A 19,471-nucleotide genomic window follows, 5' to 3' on the forward strand; every position below is an offset into this window, starting at 1 on the left:
TTTCCTCCTTAAAGTAACTAACCGGTTAGAATGTATAATTCGCAAGCGCTTTCATATGTTTTGGAAAAGGAAAGCTTATCTGCTTTCCTCAATCCCATTTAAAACCATATCAACAAAAATACTTGCTACTTCTTTATCTGACACTGGACCGTTCGGCTTGTACCATTGATAGGTCCAATTTGTAATACCTAGAATGGCAAACGTGACGATATCAATATTGAGATCTTTTCTAAACTCTCCATTTTTGACACCTTGTTTTAGTAAATCTTGAAAGTAATAGCGGATTTGATCACGCTTTGGAAGGATTTCAGCGAGATTTTCTTCTTTTAAATTCTTCATTTCTCGAAAGAAAACTCGCGCACTGTGCCCTTCTAATTCAACGTTATGGATGAGCATATAAACCATATCATAGAGTTTTTCTTTACAACTCTTAGACACATCTTCTAAAATATCTTTCTGTTGCTTAATCATGCCATCGATATAAGAAGAATGGATGTCCATTAACAATGCTTCTTTACTCTTAAAATAATAGTAGAACGTTCCTTTTGTAACACCGATTGCGTCCACAATATCTTGAATCGACGTTTCGCTAAATCCATTTTTTTCAAATAACTCAATACTTTTAACAGTTAGTTTGTGTTTCATGCTAGTACCCTCTCAATCTATCAATCTACATTGATTAAGATTATATCATATGGAGGTTACTTCAAAGCATCCAACCTATACCTGACGTGCTTCATCACGGATGGAACGTCTTAATATTTTCCCTACACTCGTTTTAGGAAGCTCATTACGAAATTCTATAATTTTCGGAACCTTGTAAGGCGCCATTTCATCCTGACAGTAAGAAGTAACCTCTTCCTCCGTCAAAGTTGCTCCTGGTTTCTTCACAATTACTGCCTTCACAGTCTCACCGCGATAAGGATCTGGGACACCTACAATTACTGCCTCCATAATACTTGGATGTTCATAAAGAACCTCTTCAATATCGCGTGGGTAAATGTTATAGCCGCTAGCAATAATTAGATCTTTTTTTCGATCAATGATTGAAACATAACCATCCGCATCCATTTTTGCGATATCTCCTGTAAACAACCATCCGTCACGCAAGGTGTTTGCTGTTTCTTCTGGCAAATTCCAATACCCCTTCATCACCTGTGGCCCTTTAATAATAAGCTCTCCGGATTCACCAAACGGCACCTCTATTTTCCCTTCACCTAAATCCACAATTTTGTACTCTGTCGAAGGAAAGCCAATGCCGACACTCCCAGGCTTACGCTCACCAAAAGGGGGATTAACATGCGTCGTCGGAGAAGCTTCACTTAACCCGTATCCTTCAAGAATTTTAGCTCCAGTTTTTCGTTCAAACTCTTTCATTAATCCAACCGGCATCGGTGCGCTTCCACTATTACACGTTCGGATGCTTCCAAGATTATATTTTTCCGCATCTGGATGATTCGTTAAAGCGACATACATTGTTGGAACACCAGGAAACATGGTTGGTTTCTCTGTTTCTATTGTTTTTAAAACTTCATTAACATCGAACTTAGGCAAAATTACGCTCTCTGCCCCAATTCGAATCGATAAATTCATACAGGAGGTCATTCCAAAAACGTGAAACAAAGGAATGACTGTTAAACATTTTTCTTCACCAAACGTGAATTCATCTTTAAAAAATTCGAGACATTGCTCAACATTTGCAATCAAATTACGGTGAGTTAGCATAGCTCCTTTCGATCTTCCAGTCGTTCCGCCAGTATACTGAAGAACGGCAACGTCCTCTTTAGGATCAACCGAAACCTCTTTTAGTTGCTCCTGTGCACTTTGAACAAATTGGTCAAAAGTAAAATCAGGAGCGAAATTCGCTTCAGTAGGCTGAAGAGAAACAACAATTACATTCTTCACATTCGTTTCGTTCTGTATGGCTTTCAACCTTGGATAAAGAGCATCATAGATTACGATCGTTTCCGCTCCAGAATCAGCTAATATGTACTGAAGTTCACGTTCTACAAGCATCGGATTGATCTGGGTAATCGTACCTCCCGCTTTTAACACGCCATAATAACTAATCGCAAACTGAGGACAATTTGGTAACATAAGCGCAACGCGATCCTTTGGTTGCATTTCACAAGTATGCTGAAGGGCTGATCCGAAAAGAGATGAAAGATGTCCAAGTTCCCCGTACGTTATTTTTTTATGATAAAAAGAGAGTGCGACCTGATCTGGATAGTCTTTTACTGTTTTCGATAACATGTCTTGTAGCGATACATTTGGGATATCAATTGTACTAGAAATGGAGTCAGGGTAATGCTTTGTCCAACTTTTTTCGTTCATGCTTGCACCTCCGAGTAATTAAAACGTTAATCCGCCTCCGTCAACAAGAAGACTTGTTCCTGTAACGTAAGAAGCTTCATCCGAGACTAGAAATAGCACGGCGTTTGCAATTTCCTCTGGTTGTCCTACCCTTTTAAGCGCGTTGGCTTTTGAAATAATGGGCCATTTACGTTCATCTTCTCTCCATGGTGTCACAATGTTTGTATCAATTACTCCAGGACAAACGGCATTCACTCGAATGTTCTTGCTTCCGTATTCGAGAGCAGCATTTTTTGTTAATGTAATAACCCCACCTTTGGATGCATTATAAGGGGCCATATATTTTTTCCCTTTAAAACCCAATAGACTTGAAGTGTTAACGATGGAGCCACCATTTCTCTTTTCCATCAATGGAATACTAAATTTCATTCCAAGAAAAACACCCTTCAAATTTATCGACACTACACGGTCCCATTCCTCAACAGAAACATCCGCTAATTTTACTTCTTCGTTACTAACACCTGCATTATTAAAAAGAATGTCGAGGCCACCATAGTGCTGTTCACACTCTTCTACAAGCGCTTTCATTTCTCCTTCATTTGCCGTGTCCGTTTTTACAAATATGGCATTTCCACCCATTTTACAAACTTGTTCGACAGTTTCTTCTCCAGATTCTGCGTGAATATCAGAGACGACTACCCTTGCTCCTTCATCAGCAAAGCGAATCGCGGTTGCTCGACCGATTCCTCCACCGCCTCCAGTGACAATTGCAACTTTATCCTGCAGCCTCATTTCATCCCTCCTTATTCTCGCTCTAATACGGTTGCTATTCCTTGACCTCCACCAATACAAGCAGTGATTAGCGCATATCTTCCTTCTCGACGATCAAGCTCATAGATCGCTTTTGTTGCTAAAATAGCTCCAGTTGCACCTAATGGGTGACCATGTGCAATTGCGCCTCCGTTAACATTCACAACATTTTCATTCATTTTCAATTCACGATCACAAGCAAGTACCTGGGCGGCAAAAGCTTCATTAATCTCAATCAAATCCATTTCCTCAAGAGATAATCCGCTTTGCTTCATCAATTTTTGCGTAGCTGGAACTGGTCCGATTCCCATTATATTCGGATCGACTCCGCTAACCGCATATCCCCTCACTACCGCGAGTGGTTTTAATCCAAGGCTTTCAGCTTTTTCGCGCGACATAACAATAAGGGCTGATGCTGCATCATTTAAACCAGAACTTGACCCCGCTGTGACGCTTCCTCCTTTCTTAAATACGGGAGGTAATGTAGCAAGACGTTCAATCGTTGTTTCAGGTCTTGGATGTTCATCCTTTGTTACTTTAATCGGATCGCCTTTTCGGACAGGTACATGAACGGGAGCAATTTGGGAGTCAAAATAACCTTCAGCCATTGCTTTCCCCATTCGTTCTTGACTTCTTTGTGCAAAAGCATCTTGTTCTTCTCGCGTAATGTGATATTTTTCGGCCAAATTCTCCGCCGTAATCCCCATAGGAGGATCCCCAATTTCCTCAGGAGAAAGGCGTGATTTCATGAATCGTGGTGGCATCGTACTAAATGGCTTAGATGGTTTTTCCATTAAGTATGGCGCCTGACTCATGCTTTCTGCTCCACCTACGACATAGACATCTCCATCTCCTGATTTAATCGCTTGTGCAGCCAGATTTATCGCATTCAATCCCGATCCACACTGGCGGTCAATCGTTAGTCCTGGAATTGTAAGAGGAAGACCGGCCTGCAACGCTGTTAGCCTCGCAATATTCCCTCCTCCACCAATAACGTTTCCAAAGATCACGTCATCGATTGATTCAACATCTAAATTGATACGTGCTACTGCTTCTCTAAGCGCGATTGCGCCAAGCTCATGTGCTTGAATTCCAGAAAACGCACCTCCCTGTCTTCCGATCGGTGTTCGGACGCTAGAGACAATAACTGGATCACGATTCATATAATTTTCCCCCTTCATTACATTGCATGTTGTCCACCATCGACAATTAAGATATCTCCCGTTACGTAATTCGAAGCATTTGATGCAAGAAAAAGCGCCGCACCTTTCAGATCATCGTCAGTTCCAAATCGATTCAGTGGGGTCGTTTCTAGCATCCTTTCACCACCAGCGTCAATTAAACCTTTGGACATTTTTGTAGGGAAAAAGCCCGGTGCTATCGCATTAACATTGATATTATAGCCCCCCCACTTTACAGCAAGGTCTTTCGTAAATGTAATCACTGCACCTTTACTCGTGTTATAACCGATTGCATCCATGTAGCGCGGGTCAGCGCCGCCAAGACCTGCTACAGAAGCAATGTTAATGATCTTTCCACTTTTTTGTTTAATCATTTCTTTCCCAACTGCCTGGGCAAATAAGAACGTACCAGTGACGTTAACCTCCATTACTTTGTGCCAGGCTTGAAGGGGCATTTCCACTACAGGTGCCCCCCAGGAAGCGCCGCTGTTGTTAACGAGAATATCAATATGCCCAAATTCTTTCATTGTTTCATCAACGACATGTTGAACTTGTTCTTGGTTTGTTACATCACATTCAAAAGCTAATGATTTTACTCCAGCTTCTTTTAATTCTTCGCTTACAGCTTCACAAGCTTCCCGCTTCCTTGAACAAATCACAACGTTTGCACCTGCCTCTGCAAATCCTTCAGCGATTTGCTTGCCAAGCCCTCTTCCTCCTCCTGTTACAATGGCTGTCTTTCCTGTTAAGTCAAATAATTGCATCACGTTCATATCTTATCCCCCTTATCAACGATATTTCTTTAATTCCTGTCTTGCGACTGCACTGCGATGTACTTCGTCAGGACCGTCAGCTAGTCGAAGCGTTCTAGCGTTAGCCCAGTGAGCTGCTAACGTATAATCATCGCTTACACCCGCACCTCCAAATGCTTGAATGGCTCGGTCAATCACGCGAAGAGCCATATTCGGTGCAACGACTTTAATCATGGCAATTTCTGCTTTAGCTTCTTTATTTCCAACCGTATCCATCATATAAGCTGCTTTTAATGTAAGCAGTCTAGCCTGTTCAATTTCGATGCGAGAATCGGCAATCCATTCTCGAACGACGCCTTGCTCAGAGATTTTGTTTCCAAAAGCTTCGCGACTTTGTACGCGCTTACATAAATCTTCAAGCGCTCGTTCTGCCGTTCCGATTAACCTCATGCAATGGTGAATTCGTCCAGGACCAAGTCTCCCTTGAGCAATCGCAAAGCCTTTTCCTTCTTCCCAAAGCATATTTGAAGCTGGCACCCTGACATCTTTATATTCTATTTCTGCATGTCCGTGTGGAGCATGATCATAACCAAAAACGGGTAGCACTCGCTTGATCGTGACCCCTTTTGTATCAAGTGGTACGAGAATCATAGACTGCTGTTCATGTTTAGCTGCATTTGGATCATTTTTACCCATAACAATGGCAATCTTACATCTTGGATCTCCGGCACCAGAAGACCACCATTTTGTTCCATTGATAACGTATTCATCGCCTTCGCGTTCGATACGAGCTTGAATATTAGTAGCGTCAGAAGAAGCCACATCTGGTTCTGTCATTGAGAAACAGGAGCGTATTTCTCCAGAAAGGAGGGGTTCTAGCCATTGTTTCTTTTGTTCGTCTGTACCGTAACGTACTAATACTTCCATATTTCCAGTATCAGGGGCGGCACAGTTAAATACTTCAGGTCCAATCATTGATCGTCCCATCACCTCGCAAAGAGGAGCATACTCCGCATTTGTTAATCCAGCGCCATATTCACTTTCAGGTAGAAAAAGATTCCATAATCCGGCATCTTTCGCTTTCTGTTTCAATTCTTCCATAACTGGTGGAATCCTTGACCATCTACTGTCCTGTTCTGATAGCTGTTCTTCATACACTCTTTCATTTGGGTAAACATGTTCATCCATAAATGCAGTTAATTTTTCAAGATACGCTCGGCAACGCTCGGAATAGTCAAAATTCATCTATTTTTCGCTCCTTTTAACCGATATCTAACTAACCGGTTGGTATGTTCTTACAAACAGTATAAATTTATTATTCTTAATATTCAATACATTTTAATAAAAATTAAAATCCAGTCGGCCAATTTGCTAGCTTTCTTTCACTTATTGAGCCTTTTTTATAACATGCCAGTTCTAGCGTTTTAGCAAGAAACTGCCTCGTTTCTCCTGGCTCAATCACATCATCAATTAAATGTTTTGCAGCTGCTTTATAAGGTGAACTATCAAAACTCCATTTTTCTAAGAGCTTTTCTCGATCCTCTTTTGGATTTTCAGATAACATTAATTCTCTTCCATAGACGACATTGATCCCAACTTCTGGCCCTGTAAAATTGATTTCGGCAGATGGCCAGGCAACGACAAAGTCGGCTCCCATCGTTGGACCACACATATTTCCGTAAGCCGCTCCTACGCTTTTCCTTATCACCACAGATACCTTAGGAACTGTGGATTGTGCAAGGGCTTGATTCCACATCATAATCTTAGTCGGAATTTTACTTTTCTCTGCTTCAGAACTTACTCGAAAACCCGGTATATCGTGAAGAAAGATTAAGGGAATATGAAACGAATCGCACATACAAATAAAATCTGTCGCCTTTTCGCATTCTTGAACACCTGCAGCACCAGCATATTTCATGGGTTGATTTGCAATAATCCCCACAGACCTCCCTTCGATTCTTGTTAACAAGGTTAGAAGTGCAGGTCCAAATTCTGGTTTTATCTCAAAAAAGTTCCCATTGTCAACTAACGCTGCAATCACTTTTTTCATATTGTAGGCGCGATTTCGTTTTTCAGGAACAACAGATAGCAACTGATCAACCCTTCTTTCTACCGAATCATCATTTAGAGAAAGTGGCGGTTCTTCTTCGCTATGAGATGGTAGAAAGCTTAAGAACATCTTTAATTGAGCAATACATTCTTCTTCGGTCTCAGCAGATTGATCAATCTGTCCAGTATAGTGATGATGTACTTCAACGCCGCCTAGTTCTTCTTCTACTACTTTTTCTCCTGTAGCCATTTCAAGCATTCTAGGTCCAGCTACTCCCATACACGTTCCATTTAATTGGGTGACAAAATCAGAAGATACCGCAAGCCACGTCGGTCCCCCAAAGCTATCACCAAGAATGGCCGTCACCATCGGAACTTCACGGTGATGCGTTAACATTTCTTGAGGAAAAAGCTTATCGCTAATGCCATCAGACCCCATTCCATCTGGCATTCGAAGACCTCCTCCTTCACTTAAATTAACTAAGGGCAGACCTCTTTTTAACGCATAAGCATGCGCGGTTTTCGTTTTTCGAATATGAACGGTACCTTCAGTACCGGCAAACACCGTTTTATCGCCTGCCTGAACAACGACTGGACGACCATCTACACGACCTACCCCACAAATAACGCCATCACCTGAACTCTTTTCTTCATAACCAGTAATTTCAGAGGTATTCAATTTACCAAACTCAAGAAAAGATCCTTCATCGACGAGGAGCGCAATTCGTTCACGTGCCGTCTTTTTTCCTACCGCATGAAGCGCATCGATTTTGTGTTGACCGCCCATTCGTTCCGCACGTAGTCTACGATTCTTCAAATCTTCTACATATGATTCCATCATTCCACTCCTTTTCACTTCTTTAATAACCTTCTTAATACTTTACCTGAAGATGTAGCAGGTAGACTTTCACGAATTTCGATTATTTTGGGTGCTTTATAAGCAGCCATATGGTTTTTAGCCCATTTGGTTAGCTCCTCAACAGTTACGTTAGAGTGATTAGGATGTAAAACGACTACAGCTTTGATGATTTCTCCTTTTTGTTGATCAGGTATACCAATAACCGCTGTTTGCTTAACAGCTGGATGTTCATTCATTAATGCTTCAACGTCCTCTGGAAACACGCTATAACCTGAGCTTTTAACCATCTCTTTCAAACGGCCTCGAAAATATAAGTAGCCTTCTTCATCAAGATAGCCGATGTCACCCGTATATACCCACCCATTCTTTAGAGAAGCAGCTGTCTCATCAGGTCGATTGTAATATCCCTTAAAAACCCCTGGACTCTTTATTACGATTTCTCCCTCTTTAAGTGGACCAACTTCTTCGCTATCAGTATTTATAATTTTCAGATTTGTCTTATGAATAGGAATGCCGCAGCTTCCAAACTTCACATGTTCAGTTGGCATAAACGTGTCACATGTATGCGTCTCACTTAAGCCATAGGAAGCTTCATATAGTAGACAGCCATTCGTTGCTTTCTTCCATTGATCTGCGAGATTTCTCGTGACTTGCACGCCAAAGCTTGTCGCTAAATTAAGTCGAAGCGATGTTAAATCTCGTTCATTAAGACCAGGCATTTGCAAGATAGCTCCGTTCATAGGGGCGATACTATACCACATTGAAATGCGATGATCTTCTATTGCTGATACGACCGTTTCTGCATCAAACCGACTGAGCAGCACAGTTTCATTACCGCTATAAACAGGTAAATTAACCCCCATTACCATTCCAGCAATATGACATAATGGGGCGATCGCTAATAATTTGTCGTCCTGTTTAATTTGATTGCAGGTCACCGTAGCAGCCGTTTTAAATAAAGCGTTTTTATAAGTGAGCATTGCTGCTTTAGGTCTGCCCGTTGTTCCCGATGTAAATACCATTAAACACACATCATCTAATTTGACAGGAGCAGGTTGAAATGAAACTTCTTCTGTATCATAGAGAGACTCTAAAGTCGTAAATCTTGAAGATTTCACAGGGGATTTTATTTCTGATGGCGCGCTTTGGATCTGTTCTGGTAATAGGAGTGACTGATAAGTAACCGTGACGATAAAGGAAAGAGCTTCCTCAATTTTTGCTAACATTGGTAAAAGTTCTATCCCACATATGATTCCTTTCATGTCTGCTTCTTTAATTAAGTAAGTAAGCTCAGAGGTTTTATACATGGGATTTAACGGAACGACAACTGCCCCAAGCTTTTGAATGGCATAGTGAGCAATCAGATATTGTGGACAATTTTGCATAAACAAAGCGATATGATCACCTTGTTTGACACCAATCCGCTCCAAATAGTTTGCTAGTTGATTTGAGTGTTCATTCCATTTTCTCCATGTTAATTGATAACCATAGTAATGAATAGCAATTTCGTTTGGTTTTCGCACTGCTTGAATGGAAAGATATTCATGAAGGGGTCTTTCTCCATTTTGATAAATTAATGTAGAAGGAACTGATTCTGGCCAAAATGATGTAAGCTTTTCCACTTTACCACCCTTTCATACTAACCGTATAGTATGTTCTTCTTTTATCATACAATTTCTGATTATCTTTTTTCAACAGAAATTTCATGTTTTACCATATCAAAATTGGGAAATATAGTTTTTATTTATATTAGAGAGGATGAGCATCATGAATCAAAACTTATACAACCTTACACGTGAATATGAAAAATTCACTGATGAATGCGAAGGACAAAGCGTACCGGAATTTGTAGAAAATTTCATTTATGGATCGATGGACTATAACGAGGAAAACCTTCCTAAACTAACGGAAGAAATGGGGAAACAGGCTCAAGGACAGGATCCAGATAATTTCAAAAAAGCTTTTGATGAAATGCTTCTTTACCTTAGAGATCGCTTTGTTGCCCTCGACCCTGACAAGGAGTATTGGCCGTTACATTACCGTGAAGGTGTTAGTGCTTTCGTTGCAATGATCGATGGGTTAATCGTACAATATTTCTCTGGACTCTATTCAGTTGAAGATTTAAAAGAAAGAACACCTCTATTTGCAGCAATAATTCTTAATGGATTTGTGGGTATTAATGAAAATGAATATGATACGTTATCCACTGACTAAAAAAAATCCTGCCCATGGGCAGGATTTTTGAATTAACTATTTTGAAGACGATATACACTTGAATACTTTTCTTCAAGATATTGAATCAAGTATTCAGCATTCAATCCTTCTCCAGTGATATCTTTTATAATTTCAATTGGCTGCTTTAGTTTACCATACTGATGAATGTTTTCTGTAAGCCACTCTTTAATAGGCAGTAAATTCCCTTGTTCTAAAAGTTCATCAAACTGAGGAAGATCTTTCAGCATAGCATTCTTTAATTGTGCTGCATAAATGTAACCTAACGCATACGAAGGGAAGTAACCAAATGAGCCACCTGACCAGTGCACATCCTGAAGAACGCCTACTGCGTCGTTATCTGGCGTGATCCCCAAATACTCCTCCATTTTCTCGTTCCAGATGGTTGGTAGGTCTTTCACTTCAATGTCTCCATTAATTAACCCTTTTTCAATTTCGTAACGGACCATAATATGAAGAGCATACGTCATTTCATCTGCTTCAATTCGAATTAACGAAGGACCCGCAACATTAATGGCACGATAGTAGTCTTCTAACGAAACATCATCAAATTGGCCAGTTGAATAGCTTTTAAGCTTTTCATAATTATTTACCCAAAATGACTGATGGCGCCCAACAAAGTTTTCCCAGAAAAGAGACTGGGATTCATGAATGCCCATTGACGTCCCGGTACATAAAGGCGTCCCAATTAATTTCGGTGATAAATTTTGTTCATAGAGGGCATGACCGCCTTCATGAATTGTACCGAACACCGCCGTGCGGAAATCTACTTCATCGTACTTGGTAGTGACTCGAACATCACCTGGGTTTAGCCCTGTCGCAAATGGATGGACCGTCTTATCCAGACGACCCGCTTCAAAATCGTATCCCATTTTTTTTAATATATCCATGCTGAAGGCTTGTTGCTTATCTTCTGGAAAATGTTCAAATAAAAAGTCTGTTTTAGGATGATCACTTGCTTGAACAACTTGTTGCACAAGTGGAACAATATGCTCTCTGAGTTGATTGAAGACGCGATCAATCACCTTAACAGTGACCCCAGGTTCATACATATCAAGGAGCGTATCATATTTATTTTCTTCATAGCCCCAATATTCGACAAATTTTTGATTGAATGCCACTAATTTTTCAAGGTAAGGTCTGAACAACTCAAAGTCAGCTTTTTCTTTCGCTTCCTCCCAGATTGTTTCTGCTTTTGAACTTAAAATCACGTACTCCGAATATTCTTCTGCTGGAATCTTAATATTACGCTCATAATCTTTGCGACACTCTTCGACAGTTTTAAGCGTAATTTCACTTAAATCTTCTTGCACGTCTTCCCTTGTAAGCTGATCCAGGAATCCTTTCATTTCAGAGGAAACCGACATTTCAAAAACTTCAGAAGACATCATGCCAATAACTTCAGAACGCTGCTCAGCACCTTTTTTGGGTGCGCCAGTTCTTAGGTCCCAATACATGACACCAATTGCCTCATTAAAACTCATCATTTTTTTAACGAATGTTAAAAATTGCTCTTCTACTTGCTTCAACTCTGTCGTCATATTTTAACCCCTTTTCAAAATGATATTGTTCTTCTCGTTAAATTCGACACATCTCGCTTCATTATGTAAGGATTTGTCGGAAGTTAAAAAATTCAAAAATAATCGATCTGAATATTCTCGTGTTATCCTTTTGATAAGCAAATAGTTCAAGGAGGGATTCAGATGTCCATACAGAATCTGATACACACATTCGATCAGGTAAAAGGAAGAAAACCAGCTACCGCAGACGAATTACTAGACTTTATCCAGGTGAATTATTTACAAGGTTCGCTCTCGTTAAATGAGTATCAAGTCTACTTTAAAGAACTTCATGCTCAGGGTGCTAAGAAACCTGAATACTTCACGCATGAAGAGATGAAAGCCTTTTAATCCCTCTTGTTCTATCCTACCATAAGTTACAAATCATACGTATAGGAAAAGACATGGTATGCCTTTTCCTATACGTTTTCCATTTCATTCTACCTCTTTTATTTTTTCGATATTCTTCTTATTAATGTAGAAAGAATTAAACATCCCAATAGCTACTATTTCTTTATCATCCCATAATGTTGTTCGATAAATTGAAAAAAAATATGCCTCCGTTCGTGATGTTTGATCTCTTACATAGGGAACAACTGCAAGATCTACGCCTAACTCAATCAGAGCATTTTGATCTTTCTTTAACTGCTTCCCAACCCATCTACTGTAATCATCCTGACTTGGATTCGTAAGGAACATTATGACGGCTACTGAAATAATTATACACAAAATCGCTTTATTCATAAATGCACCCCTTCACCTTCAACTCTTCTTACTCTATGAAACAAACTTCCTTCAAATGATTTAAGCTCATGATGTTCTATCCACATTATTCCGTTTAAAAGCGATAGTCACGTGGTAACACAAAAGTAAATCATATTTTTGGAAAGGGGAATTCTTCGTGAAACAGCCTCGAATTAATACGTTAAAACCAGGTGAGCACTATAAAGCAAAAGAACTCGACAGCTTTGTATCGACAACCGATATTGTGCTGCTAGCAAGTAATGCTTCACAACTTTTTTCTGATCCAGACCGAGAATACAAAGTGGTTCATGAAGTTGAAGGGTTTTTTGAACACTCGGCTGACGACGGCGATAAACATTTCCGTGATAAGCGCGCGTATGTAGTTGAAAAAGTCTAATTAGATGGTTGATAGAGGAAGACAAAAGCACCTCTCCATATATGGAGAGGTGCTTTTGTCTAAACTTAATTTTTGGGCGGTCTTGGTCCAAAGAACTGATAGTAATGCGTTTTAATATCGCCATTGTAAAGCTTACGGTTTTTCGTTGATCGCTTTCCGTAAACTTCCTGGAAGCGAGGATGAGAAGTTAGAATGTACACAGACCAAGTATCAAGACGTTCACGGAACGATTTTCCCATCTTCCGATACATATCTTCTACTTCTTCACGTTCACCGAGTCGCTCGCCATATGGGGGATTACCAATGAGGGTACCATATTCAAACTTAGAACTAACGTCCGTCACTTGCATTTGCTTGAATTGAATCATATCTCCAAATCCAGCTTCAAGAGCATTATTTTTAGAAAGATCAACCATTTTCGGATCAAGATCGCTACCAAAGATGTGAAGAGGCTGATCATATTTTGCAAGATCTTCCGCTTCAATCATAGCTTCTTCCCAGCGTTTCTTTCCAATCCATGCCCAATCTTCAGATGCAAATTCCCGATTAAATCCTGGTGCGATATTTTGACCAATCATCGCTGCTTCGATCGGAAGTGTACCTGAGCCACAAAATGGATCCATGAAAGGTTTATCGGCATTCCAATTCGTTAGCATTACCATAGCAGCCGCCATGGTTTCTTTTAGCGGTGCAGCACTATGCAAGTAACGATACCCCCTACGATGCAGACCTTTACCGCTTGTGTCGATTGTAAGAATAGCTGTATCCTTATGAATGGCCACTTCTATCTTAAATAGTGGGCCATCCTCTTCAAACCAGGAAACATTGTATTTTTCTTTCAGGCTTTCTACAATCGCTTTCTTCACAATCGCCTGACAATCCGGTACGCTGTATAACGTTGATTTAACAGAACGTCCACTAACAGGAAATTCTGCATTTTCAGGTAAAAGCTCTCCCCAAGGTAGTGCCTTCGTCGCTTCAAAAAGCTCGTCAAACGACGTAACTTTAAATTCGCCAACTTTTAGTTTTACACGATCTGCTGTTCTTAGCCAGTAGTTCGAACGACAAATCCCAATTTCATCACTCTCATAAGTAACCTTGCCATTTTCTACACGTACATTTTCAAAACCTAGATCCTTTACTTCACGAGCAACCAATGATTCGAGCCCCATGGTGGCCGTTGCAATTAATTCGTATTTCGCCATCTTTTCCACTCCAATCCTTTTCGCTCTTCTATGTAATAGTCGTTGTCTAAGTAATCATACAAAAAATGAATATGTTATGTTAGTCCTATTTGAATTTAATGAGTTATTGCTTATCACGAATTCCTCTTAGGTTTTCCATTCAAACACAATTTATAGCCTTAACGTACAAAAAAGCCCCATAAGGGCTTTTCATCAAAGATGATAACGTTCTGTAAGCCATGTTCTGTTCTATCGTACTGCGAACGGGTCTCCCCTCGTACTCAAGTGGTAATCATCTATCTCCAGACGCGTCCTCACCGCCTGGCTTTCTCTCCGTTTAATTCCTTCGAGAAAGCTCCCCTACCATAATTTGGGTTTCTCGCTCGTGGGGTTTACCTCGTTCCACTCTTAATGTTTCCATTAAGACTTCGTCACTGTGGCACTTTCAGAGTATTCGGGCCGTATCCGCTAAGAACTTAGGCCGTTTCCCCGCCGTTAGCCCAAAATGGACTACCCTGACTTATTGTTTCATCAGGCACGAACACTACGATCATCTCAGACCGTGCGAGCATGGACTTTCCTCTATATGCTACTTAATGTGTAACATACAGCGATCACCCGAACGTTATCATTGTTAGGACAGCAAAAGCAATTATATCTTATATTCTGCTTAGATGCAAGGTTTCTTAGTGAAATGTTTTGTTTTGTTATTTATAGTATAGTACGGTAATTGAAATTTATCAAGCCCTAAAAAATAAACCACCAAGCGGTGGTTTATTCATACAACTTACTTCCAAAAACATGTTTTTCTAAATTAGAAAGTCTTTTTAAAATATCATAGTTCGTATTTCCTGGTTGCGTCTGAGAGCGCGTCTGCTGTCGCTTTTGCTGCTCGGACAGTCGATCCATTTCTCTTCTTAAACGCGTGTTTTCTTGACGTAGTTGTTCGATATCGTTCTCGAAACGCTCATAATCTTTAATCACGACATCTAAAAACTTATCAACATCATCCTGGTCATATCCGCGAAAGCCGCTTTTAAAATCTTTTTCAAGAATATCCTTAGCTGTTAATTGAGTCGGTTGTTGCTCGGCCATTTTATCACCTCTGTATGTATGCGATTATTGTCTTTATTTTATTCTTCCAAAAGACTTCCCTCTTGTCAATTGGAATCTCTTAAATTCGCCTTATTGCTTGTAAAAATCTGGATCACTTTCACGTAAATCCTGCTCTAGTAAATCAAGATCAATCGGCGTGATTGTAAAAACTTCGTACCCTGCATCTTTTCTCTGTCTGTTCTTCGCTTCTTTTAAGTAATAATCTGGAGAACCTGGCGTTTCTTCGTCATATAAAACGAGCATTGCGTGACTTTTACGAACTAAAAATTCATTCTTCGCTTTTAACTGCCCTGGATTTTCATAGGGACGGCTTGTAATCGATTCAACAAAATCAGCTTCCGAGAGTATCATATTATAAAAATCTTGCGTCGGTTCTTTCCATTTGCTTTCTTGTTCCAAAAATGGCGTCAAGACAGCAAGCTTTAAATCAGGATAAAGCTCTCTCAAATCAAGGGCCACTTCACCCGCCCAGAGTTCCACTCCAGTCTGTCCACTTATTAAAATCCATTCCACATCTTTTTCTTCAATTAGCTGCGACATTCTTCCTTGCAAAGCCGACTTTATAATTGGAAGACCTGGATGATCATCACTAAATATTCCTAGCTCGTGTGCCTTATAACCAGTAACAAGCAAAACGTTTGCCACTTACACACCTCCTATGTAAAAACGAACTGGAAGCCCAGTTCGTTTCATTATTTCATTATTTTCTTCTCTTTTGAGCCGGACTTACTTGACCATACATACCATTTGGCCCCTGCATAGCTCCTGCCACTTGAGATGGGCTTGTAGGTGCGTATCCTGCTGGCATAGCACCCGTTGGACGTGGTGGTGGATAGTTATTCATATGTGATGCTAACACTTCATCTGACTCCGTTAAAGGATAGCTATGATTGTGCTCATACATATGATGATGAACATTTTTAATATGGGTAGGATGAATGTGATCGACGTTGTGCTTATAGTAATGATTCTTCACACAACATTTTGTCGGATATACTACAGGACTTGTTGGACATGGACCTCCTGGACCTTGCATGGCTGGACTTACCTGACCTGGCATTCCGCCTTTCATAGCAGGGCTTACTTGATTCGGCATATTCGCATTTGGTCCCTGCATAGCTGGACTCACTTGATTTGGCATATTCGCATTCGGTCCCTGCATAGCTGGACTCACCTGATTCGGCATATTTCCATTTGGTCCCATGCGATGATGTCTATGAAACATAGTGTAGGTTCCCCCTTCTTAATTTGGTGATTTCCCTACTAGCCTATGTTCATTGCGATGTACATGTACTGTGTATTCGTCCTTATTTCCCCAATCTTCCCCTGAAATTCACGCCTATTTTTGAACAATGACCTCATTGTCACTGTAATTCTGAGCTGAATCACTAATTTGACTCATTACAACGACTGTTAACGCAATTACTATAAAGAACATGACCATGATTACCTGCTTCAATTTCCATCTCTCCATTACATTCAATCTGAACTATTTCTAAAAAAACTCAGAAACTTCAATATACTACTCAAAGTTACAACAAGAGACGACAATTGTAAACGGTGTTTCAACAAGTTTTCTAAAAGAAATCGTCGAAAGAATGCCCTTTATGCGCTTGCCCGGGGAATAATGAAAAGAAATAAAGCTATTTCCTACCAAATACGAGATTATCCCTCGCAATTCGCTGTCTTATTTCCTCATCATGACCGTCGTTCATGTCCAACTTGTGAAACATTACTAATAACAGTTCAGCAGTCATTTTGGCGTCATTTAGAGCATGATGGCGTTCATGACGATCAATATTAAGTTTCCTTATTAACGAGTCAAGCTGAGGGTTACTTCGTGGAAATAATTCCTTAGCAAGTGCTTCAGAATCTAAATAAGGCGGCAAGTAGTCTGGTAACCCCCATCTTTGGATAAGGTTTTGCAGAAAATAAACGTCAAATTTAACAGGATGAGCAACAAGAGTTGTTCCTTTACTAAAGGATAGAAATTCTTCAAAAGCCTCGATAAACGTCCATCCTGCACGAATTTCATCAATTGACAAGCCTGTTAGTTGCCGAACAAATCTCGGAACTTTCTTAATGGGGCGGACAATGCGATAAAAAGACTCTTCAAGAATTCGACCTTCAATAAGATCAACTTTAACTGCTCCAATTGAGATCACTTCATCTCCAATCGCTGGATAAAAGCCCGTTGTTTCAAGATCAAAAACCGTAAAATAACGGCTACTTGATTCTTGATATAACAATAATGAATCATACAAGCGTTCATATACAGGTAATGTTTTGTCTGTTTTTATTTTTTTTTGCCATTTTAAGCGGTCATAAAGATAATAACGCAATAATTTAAAACCTATGGACGACATTGTTAAATACTCCGATTCCTTCGGAAGCTTAATTCACTTACCTGTTGCATTCTTTTCGCAACAAGTAACGCTTCCCTCATTTTCCTTCTTTCTTCTTTCTCCCACTCAATAGGCCTAACTAAATTGGAAATTTCCGACCCTTTCTCCAATTGGTAAAGATTCTGTCTTACTCGAAAGGTATACAAATAATGAAGAGAGGTTTCAATATTAATCACATCACGATGATGAAAAATTTCTTTTTTCTTTAACTCGTGTAGACGTTTAATTGTATTTACTTCTTCAACGCCATATTTCATTGCGAAAATCCGAATTCCATTCACGATTTGCATAATTGCAGCCTTTTTTAAATCAAGCGTTTTTTCTTTTCCACGAAGCTGTAATTTTCCAAGTGGATTAAGCGGAACACGAAATCTAATTGTATCTTTCATTAACAGCATTTGTAGCGTATGTGCTTTTCGAATTCGTTCTGTTATACGACTTCTGAGGGCTCGTGCTAAATCAAAGTCGCCATACACAGGGCGAAAGTCCATAAAGATTGTAAAGTTACGAATTTCTTCAGCATCTGTTTCCGTAATCCACCGATTCACTTCTGTTTGCCAATTTGAGAGAGACCTTCTCCACTTCTCATTTTTGGCCATAATTCCGCCATCACATTCTGGCAAACCGCATGTTGTAAGCATTGCATTGATTTTTTCTGCAAACACTTTGAAAAACGTTTCGATTTCTGTTTTATGTTCAAGATGTTCATAATCATCGATAATTAGACCATTATCCTGATCTGTGCTGAAAGCCTGTTCTTTTCTTCCTTCACTTCCCATCACAATAAAACAGTAGTTCACAGGTGCTCTTCCGTATCCTTCTCTTATCATTTCCTTTTCAGCCAGTAAAATAATGCGACGGTGCATTTCATCATTATAATTGGACATCATTTCACATATCTCATACCCCAATGTATTGGCATCAAGTAATTCTTGAATAAAGGCACGAAATTCTTCATGAATAGGAGGAGAAAGATTCATTATTTCATCAAGTTCTTTTGCTCTTGATAAGCGATAAGATAAATCAAGATAAGCAGATTCTTGAATTCCAAGAAATGATTTAGCTGACACCATTCCAACCATACGATCTCGTTTCATCACGGGAAGTAGCGAGACTTTATGGAATTTCAAATAAGCAAGCGCTTCATAACTGAACGCATCTTCTTCCACTAGATTTGGCTGTTGATACATCCATTTGTGAATCGGGTCTTGAAACTGTCCCATCGTAAGGGCATTTATGATTTCAAGAGGAGTGACCGTTCCTAATACACTCTCACGGTCTTCACTCACGATTACACCATCATAATTTTTCATTCGAAACAGATCCGCTGTTTCCAGTACCGTATAAGTAGGAGGAATTGTTACCTTGGAATCCATAATGGCACTGACTCTCGTTCGATAAAGAGCGATGTTTTCTCCATCTGATTCGCGATCTCGCTCCTGCTTAATTTCATCATAAAGACTACGCATCCGTTCCCCAATTGTATCAAGAACATTATGCGAAAAAGTAGGATTTTCCGTCATTATCTTTAACATGACTTCTTTTTTGATTTGAATGACCTGACAATCTTCATTTGCTTGAACTGAAAAAGTCATCGACTCATCCGTTAACATAATCATTAACCCGACCAGGTCGCCCGGGTAGTAAAATCGCATCGTAGCCTGCTGGCCATTTGCTTTATGAACGATGTTTTTTGCAATACCAGTAACAAGGAGATAAAGGGTATTTGCATCTTCATCTTCATGATACAAAAATTCACCTTTCTGATAAGTAGAGAACTTGGCAGATGCCATTAATTTCTCAATCTCTTCATCGCTCAGTGAATGGAAAGGTTCCTTTTTCTTAAGTACATCATAGAAATCCTGCATAA

The 19,471-nt window shown here is 39.8% G+C and carries 19 protein-coding genes and 1 other RNA gene; 3 read left to right on the plus strand and 17 right to left on the minus strand.

Annotated features, from left to right (window positions below; translation table 11 throughout):
• Positions 1–75 precede the first annotated feature (75 nt).
• The 8 genes from ATG70_RS07985 to ATG70_RS08020 all read right to left on the minus strand — a co-directional run bounded on the left by ATG70_RS07985 (position 76) and on the right by ATG70_RS08020 (position 9,586).
• Positions 76–645, minus strand: coding sequence for a TetR/AcrR family transcriptional regulator (locus tag ATG70_RS07985; RefSeq protein ID WP_098443799.1), 570 nt, complete (start codon positions 643–645; stop codon positions 76–78).
• A 75-nt stretch (positions 646–720) separates the two neighbouring features.
• Positions 721–2,334, minus strand: coding sequence for a long-chain-fatty-acid--CoA ligase (locus ATG70_RS07990; protein WP_098443800.1), 1,614 nt, complete (start codon positions 2,332–2,334; stop codon positions 721–723).
• Positions 2,335–2,352: 18 nt separating this feature from the next.
• Positions 2,353–3,105 carry an SDR family NAD(P)-dependent oxidoreductase gene (locus ATG70_RS07995; RefSeq protein ID WP_098443801.1) on the minus strand — a complete coding sequence of 251 codons (753 nt, stop codon included), beginning with the start codon at positions 3,103–3,105 and terminating at the stop codon, positions 2,353–2,355.
• 11 nt (positions 3,106–3,116) lie between these two features.
• Positions 3,117–4,286 (minus strand): thiolase family protein, encoded by a 1,170-nt coding sequence (locus ATG70_RS08000; RefSeq protein WP_098443802.1) that lies wholly within the window; start codon positions 4,284–4,286, stop codon positions 3,117–3,119.
• A 17-nt stretch (positions 4,287–4,303) separates the two neighbouring features.
• Complete coding sequence (locus tag ATG70_RS08005; protein WP_098443803.1) at positions 4,304–5,077, minus strand: SDR family oxidoreductase; 774 nt, start codon at positions 5,075–5,077, stop codon at positions 4,304–4,306.
• A 15-nt stretch (positions 5,078–5,092) separates the two neighbouring features.
• Positions 5,093–6,301, minus strand: a complete 1,209-nt coding sequence (locus tag ATG70_RS08010) for an acyl-CoA dehydrogenase (RefSeq protein WP_098443804.1) — start codon at positions 6,299–6,301, stop codon at positions 5,093–5,095.
• Between the two features lie 103 nt (positions 6,302–6,404).
• Positions 6,405–7,943 (minus strand): acyl-CoA carboxylase subunit beta, encoded by a 1,539-nt coding sequence (locus ATG70_RS08015; RefSeq protein ID WP_098443805.1) that lies wholly within the window; start codon positions 7,941–7,943, stop codon positions 6,405–6,407.
• A 14-nt stretch (positions 7,944–7,957) separates the two neighbouring features.
• A complete protein-coding gene (locus ATG70_RS08020; RefSeq protein ID WP_098443806.1) occupies positions 7,958–9,586 on the minus strand; it encodes a class I adenylate-forming enzyme family protein in 1,629 nt (542 codons plus the stop codon).
• Between the two features lie 145 nt (positions 9,587–9,731).
• Between ATG70_RS08020 and ATG70_RS08025 the strand changes: the two genes are divergently transcribed.
• Positions 9,732–10,178: a hypothetical protein gene (locus tag ATG70_RS08025; protein ID WP_098443807.1), complete on the plus strand. Its 447-nt coding sequence runs from the start codon at positions 9,732–9,734 to the stop codon at positions 10,176–10,178.
• A 32-nt stretch (positions 10,179–10,210) separates the two neighbouring features.
• Here the strand turns inward: ATG70_RS08025 and ATG70_RS08030 are convergent, their stop codons facing one another.
• The gene (locus ATG70_RS08030) at positions 10,211–11,737 is read right to left on the minus strand and encodes a carboxypeptidase M32 (protein ID WP_098443808.1); all 1,527 of its coding nucleotides are present in this window, start codon (positions 11,735–11,737) and stop codon (positions 10,211–10,213) included.
• A 162-nt stretch (positions 11,738–11,899) separates the two neighbouring features.
• Here ATG70_RS08030 and yppF point away from each other — a divergent pair, with 162 nt between their 5' ends.
• Positions 11,900–12,106: a YppF family protein gene (gene yppF, locus ATG70_RS08035; protein ID WP_098443809.1), complete on the plus strand. Its 207-nt coding sequence runs from the start codon at positions 11,900–11,902 to the stop codon at positions 12,104–12,106.
• An 84-nt stretch (positions 12,107–12,190) separates the two neighbouring features.
• Here yppF and ATG70_RS08040 read toward each other — a convergent pair whose 3' ends face one another.
• Positions 12,191–12,499, minus strand: coding sequence for a hypothetical protein (locus ATG70_RS08040; protein ID WP_098443810.1), 309 nt, complete (start codon positions 12,497–12,499; stop codon positions 12,191–12,193).
• Positions 12,500–12,656: 157 nt separating this feature from the next.
• Between ATG70_RS08040 and ATG70_RS08045 the strand changes: the two genes are divergently transcribed.
• On the plus strand, positions 12,657–12,896 hold the full coding sequence (locus tag ATG70_RS08045; protein WP_098443811.1) for a hypothetical protein: 240 nt from the start codon (positions 12,657–12,659) through the stop codon (positions 12,894–12,896).
• A 65-nt stretch (positions 12,897–12,961) separates the two neighbouring features.
• Here ATG70_RS08045 and ATG70_RS08050 read toward each other — a convergent pair whose 3' ends face one another.
• The 7 genes from ATG70_RS08050 to ATG70_RS08080 all read right to left on the minus strand — a co-directional run bounded on the left by ATG70_RS08050 (position 12,962) and on the right by ATG70_RS08080 (position 19,469).
• Positions 12,962–14,101, minus strand: a complete 1,140-nt coding sequence (locus ATG70_RS08050; protein ID WP_098443812.1) for a THUMP domain-containing class I SAM-dependent RNA methyltransferase — start codon at positions 14,099–14,101, stop codon at positions 12,962–12,964.
• A gap of 207 nt (positions 14,102–14,308) precedes the next feature.
• An RNA gene (gene rnpB, locus ATG70_RS08055) (RNase P RNA component class B) lies at positions 14,309–14,706 on the minus strand.
• A 148-nt stretch (positions 14,707–14,854) separates the two neighbouring features.
• Complete coding sequence (gene gpsB / locus ATG70_RS08060; protein WP_098443813.1) at positions 14,855–15,175, minus strand: cell division regulator GpsB; 321 nt, start codon at positions 15,173–15,175, stop codon at positions 14,855–14,857.
• Between the two features lie 90 nt (positions 15,176–15,265).
• The gene (locus ATG70_RS08065) at positions 15,266–15,841 is read right to left on the minus strand and encodes an SLOG family protein (protein ID WP_098443814.1); all 576 of its coding nucleotides are present in this window, start codon (positions 15,839–15,841) and stop codon (positions 15,266–15,268) included.
• Between the two features lie 55 nt (positions 15,842–15,896).
• Positions 15,897–16,421 (minus strand): CotD family spore coat protein, encoded by a 525-nt coding sequence (locus ATG70_RS08070; protein WP_098443815.1) that lies wholly within the window; start codon positions 16,419–16,421, stop codon positions 15,897–15,899.
• Between the two features lie 418 nt (positions 16,422–16,839).
• Positions 16,840–17,562: a 3'-5' exonuclease gene (locus ATG70_RS08075; protein WP_098443816.1), complete on the minus strand. Its 723-nt coding sequence runs from the start codon at positions 17,560–17,562 to the stop codon at positions 16,840–16,842.
• Between the two features lie 2 nt (positions 17,563–17,564).
• Positions 17,565–19,469 carry a DUF294 nucleotidyltransferase-like domain-containing protein gene (locus ATG70_RS08080; protein ID WP_098443817.1) on the minus strand — a complete coding sequence of 635 codons (1,905 nt, stop codon included), beginning with the start codon at positions 19,467–19,469 and terminating at the stop codon, positions 17,565–17,567.
• Positions 19,470–19,471 lie beyond the last annotated feature (2 nt).

Source organism: Bacillus sp. es.036, assembly GCF_002563635.1.
Taxonomy (GTDB): Bacteria; Bacillota; Bacilli; order Bacillales; family Guptibacillaceae; genus Guptibacillus.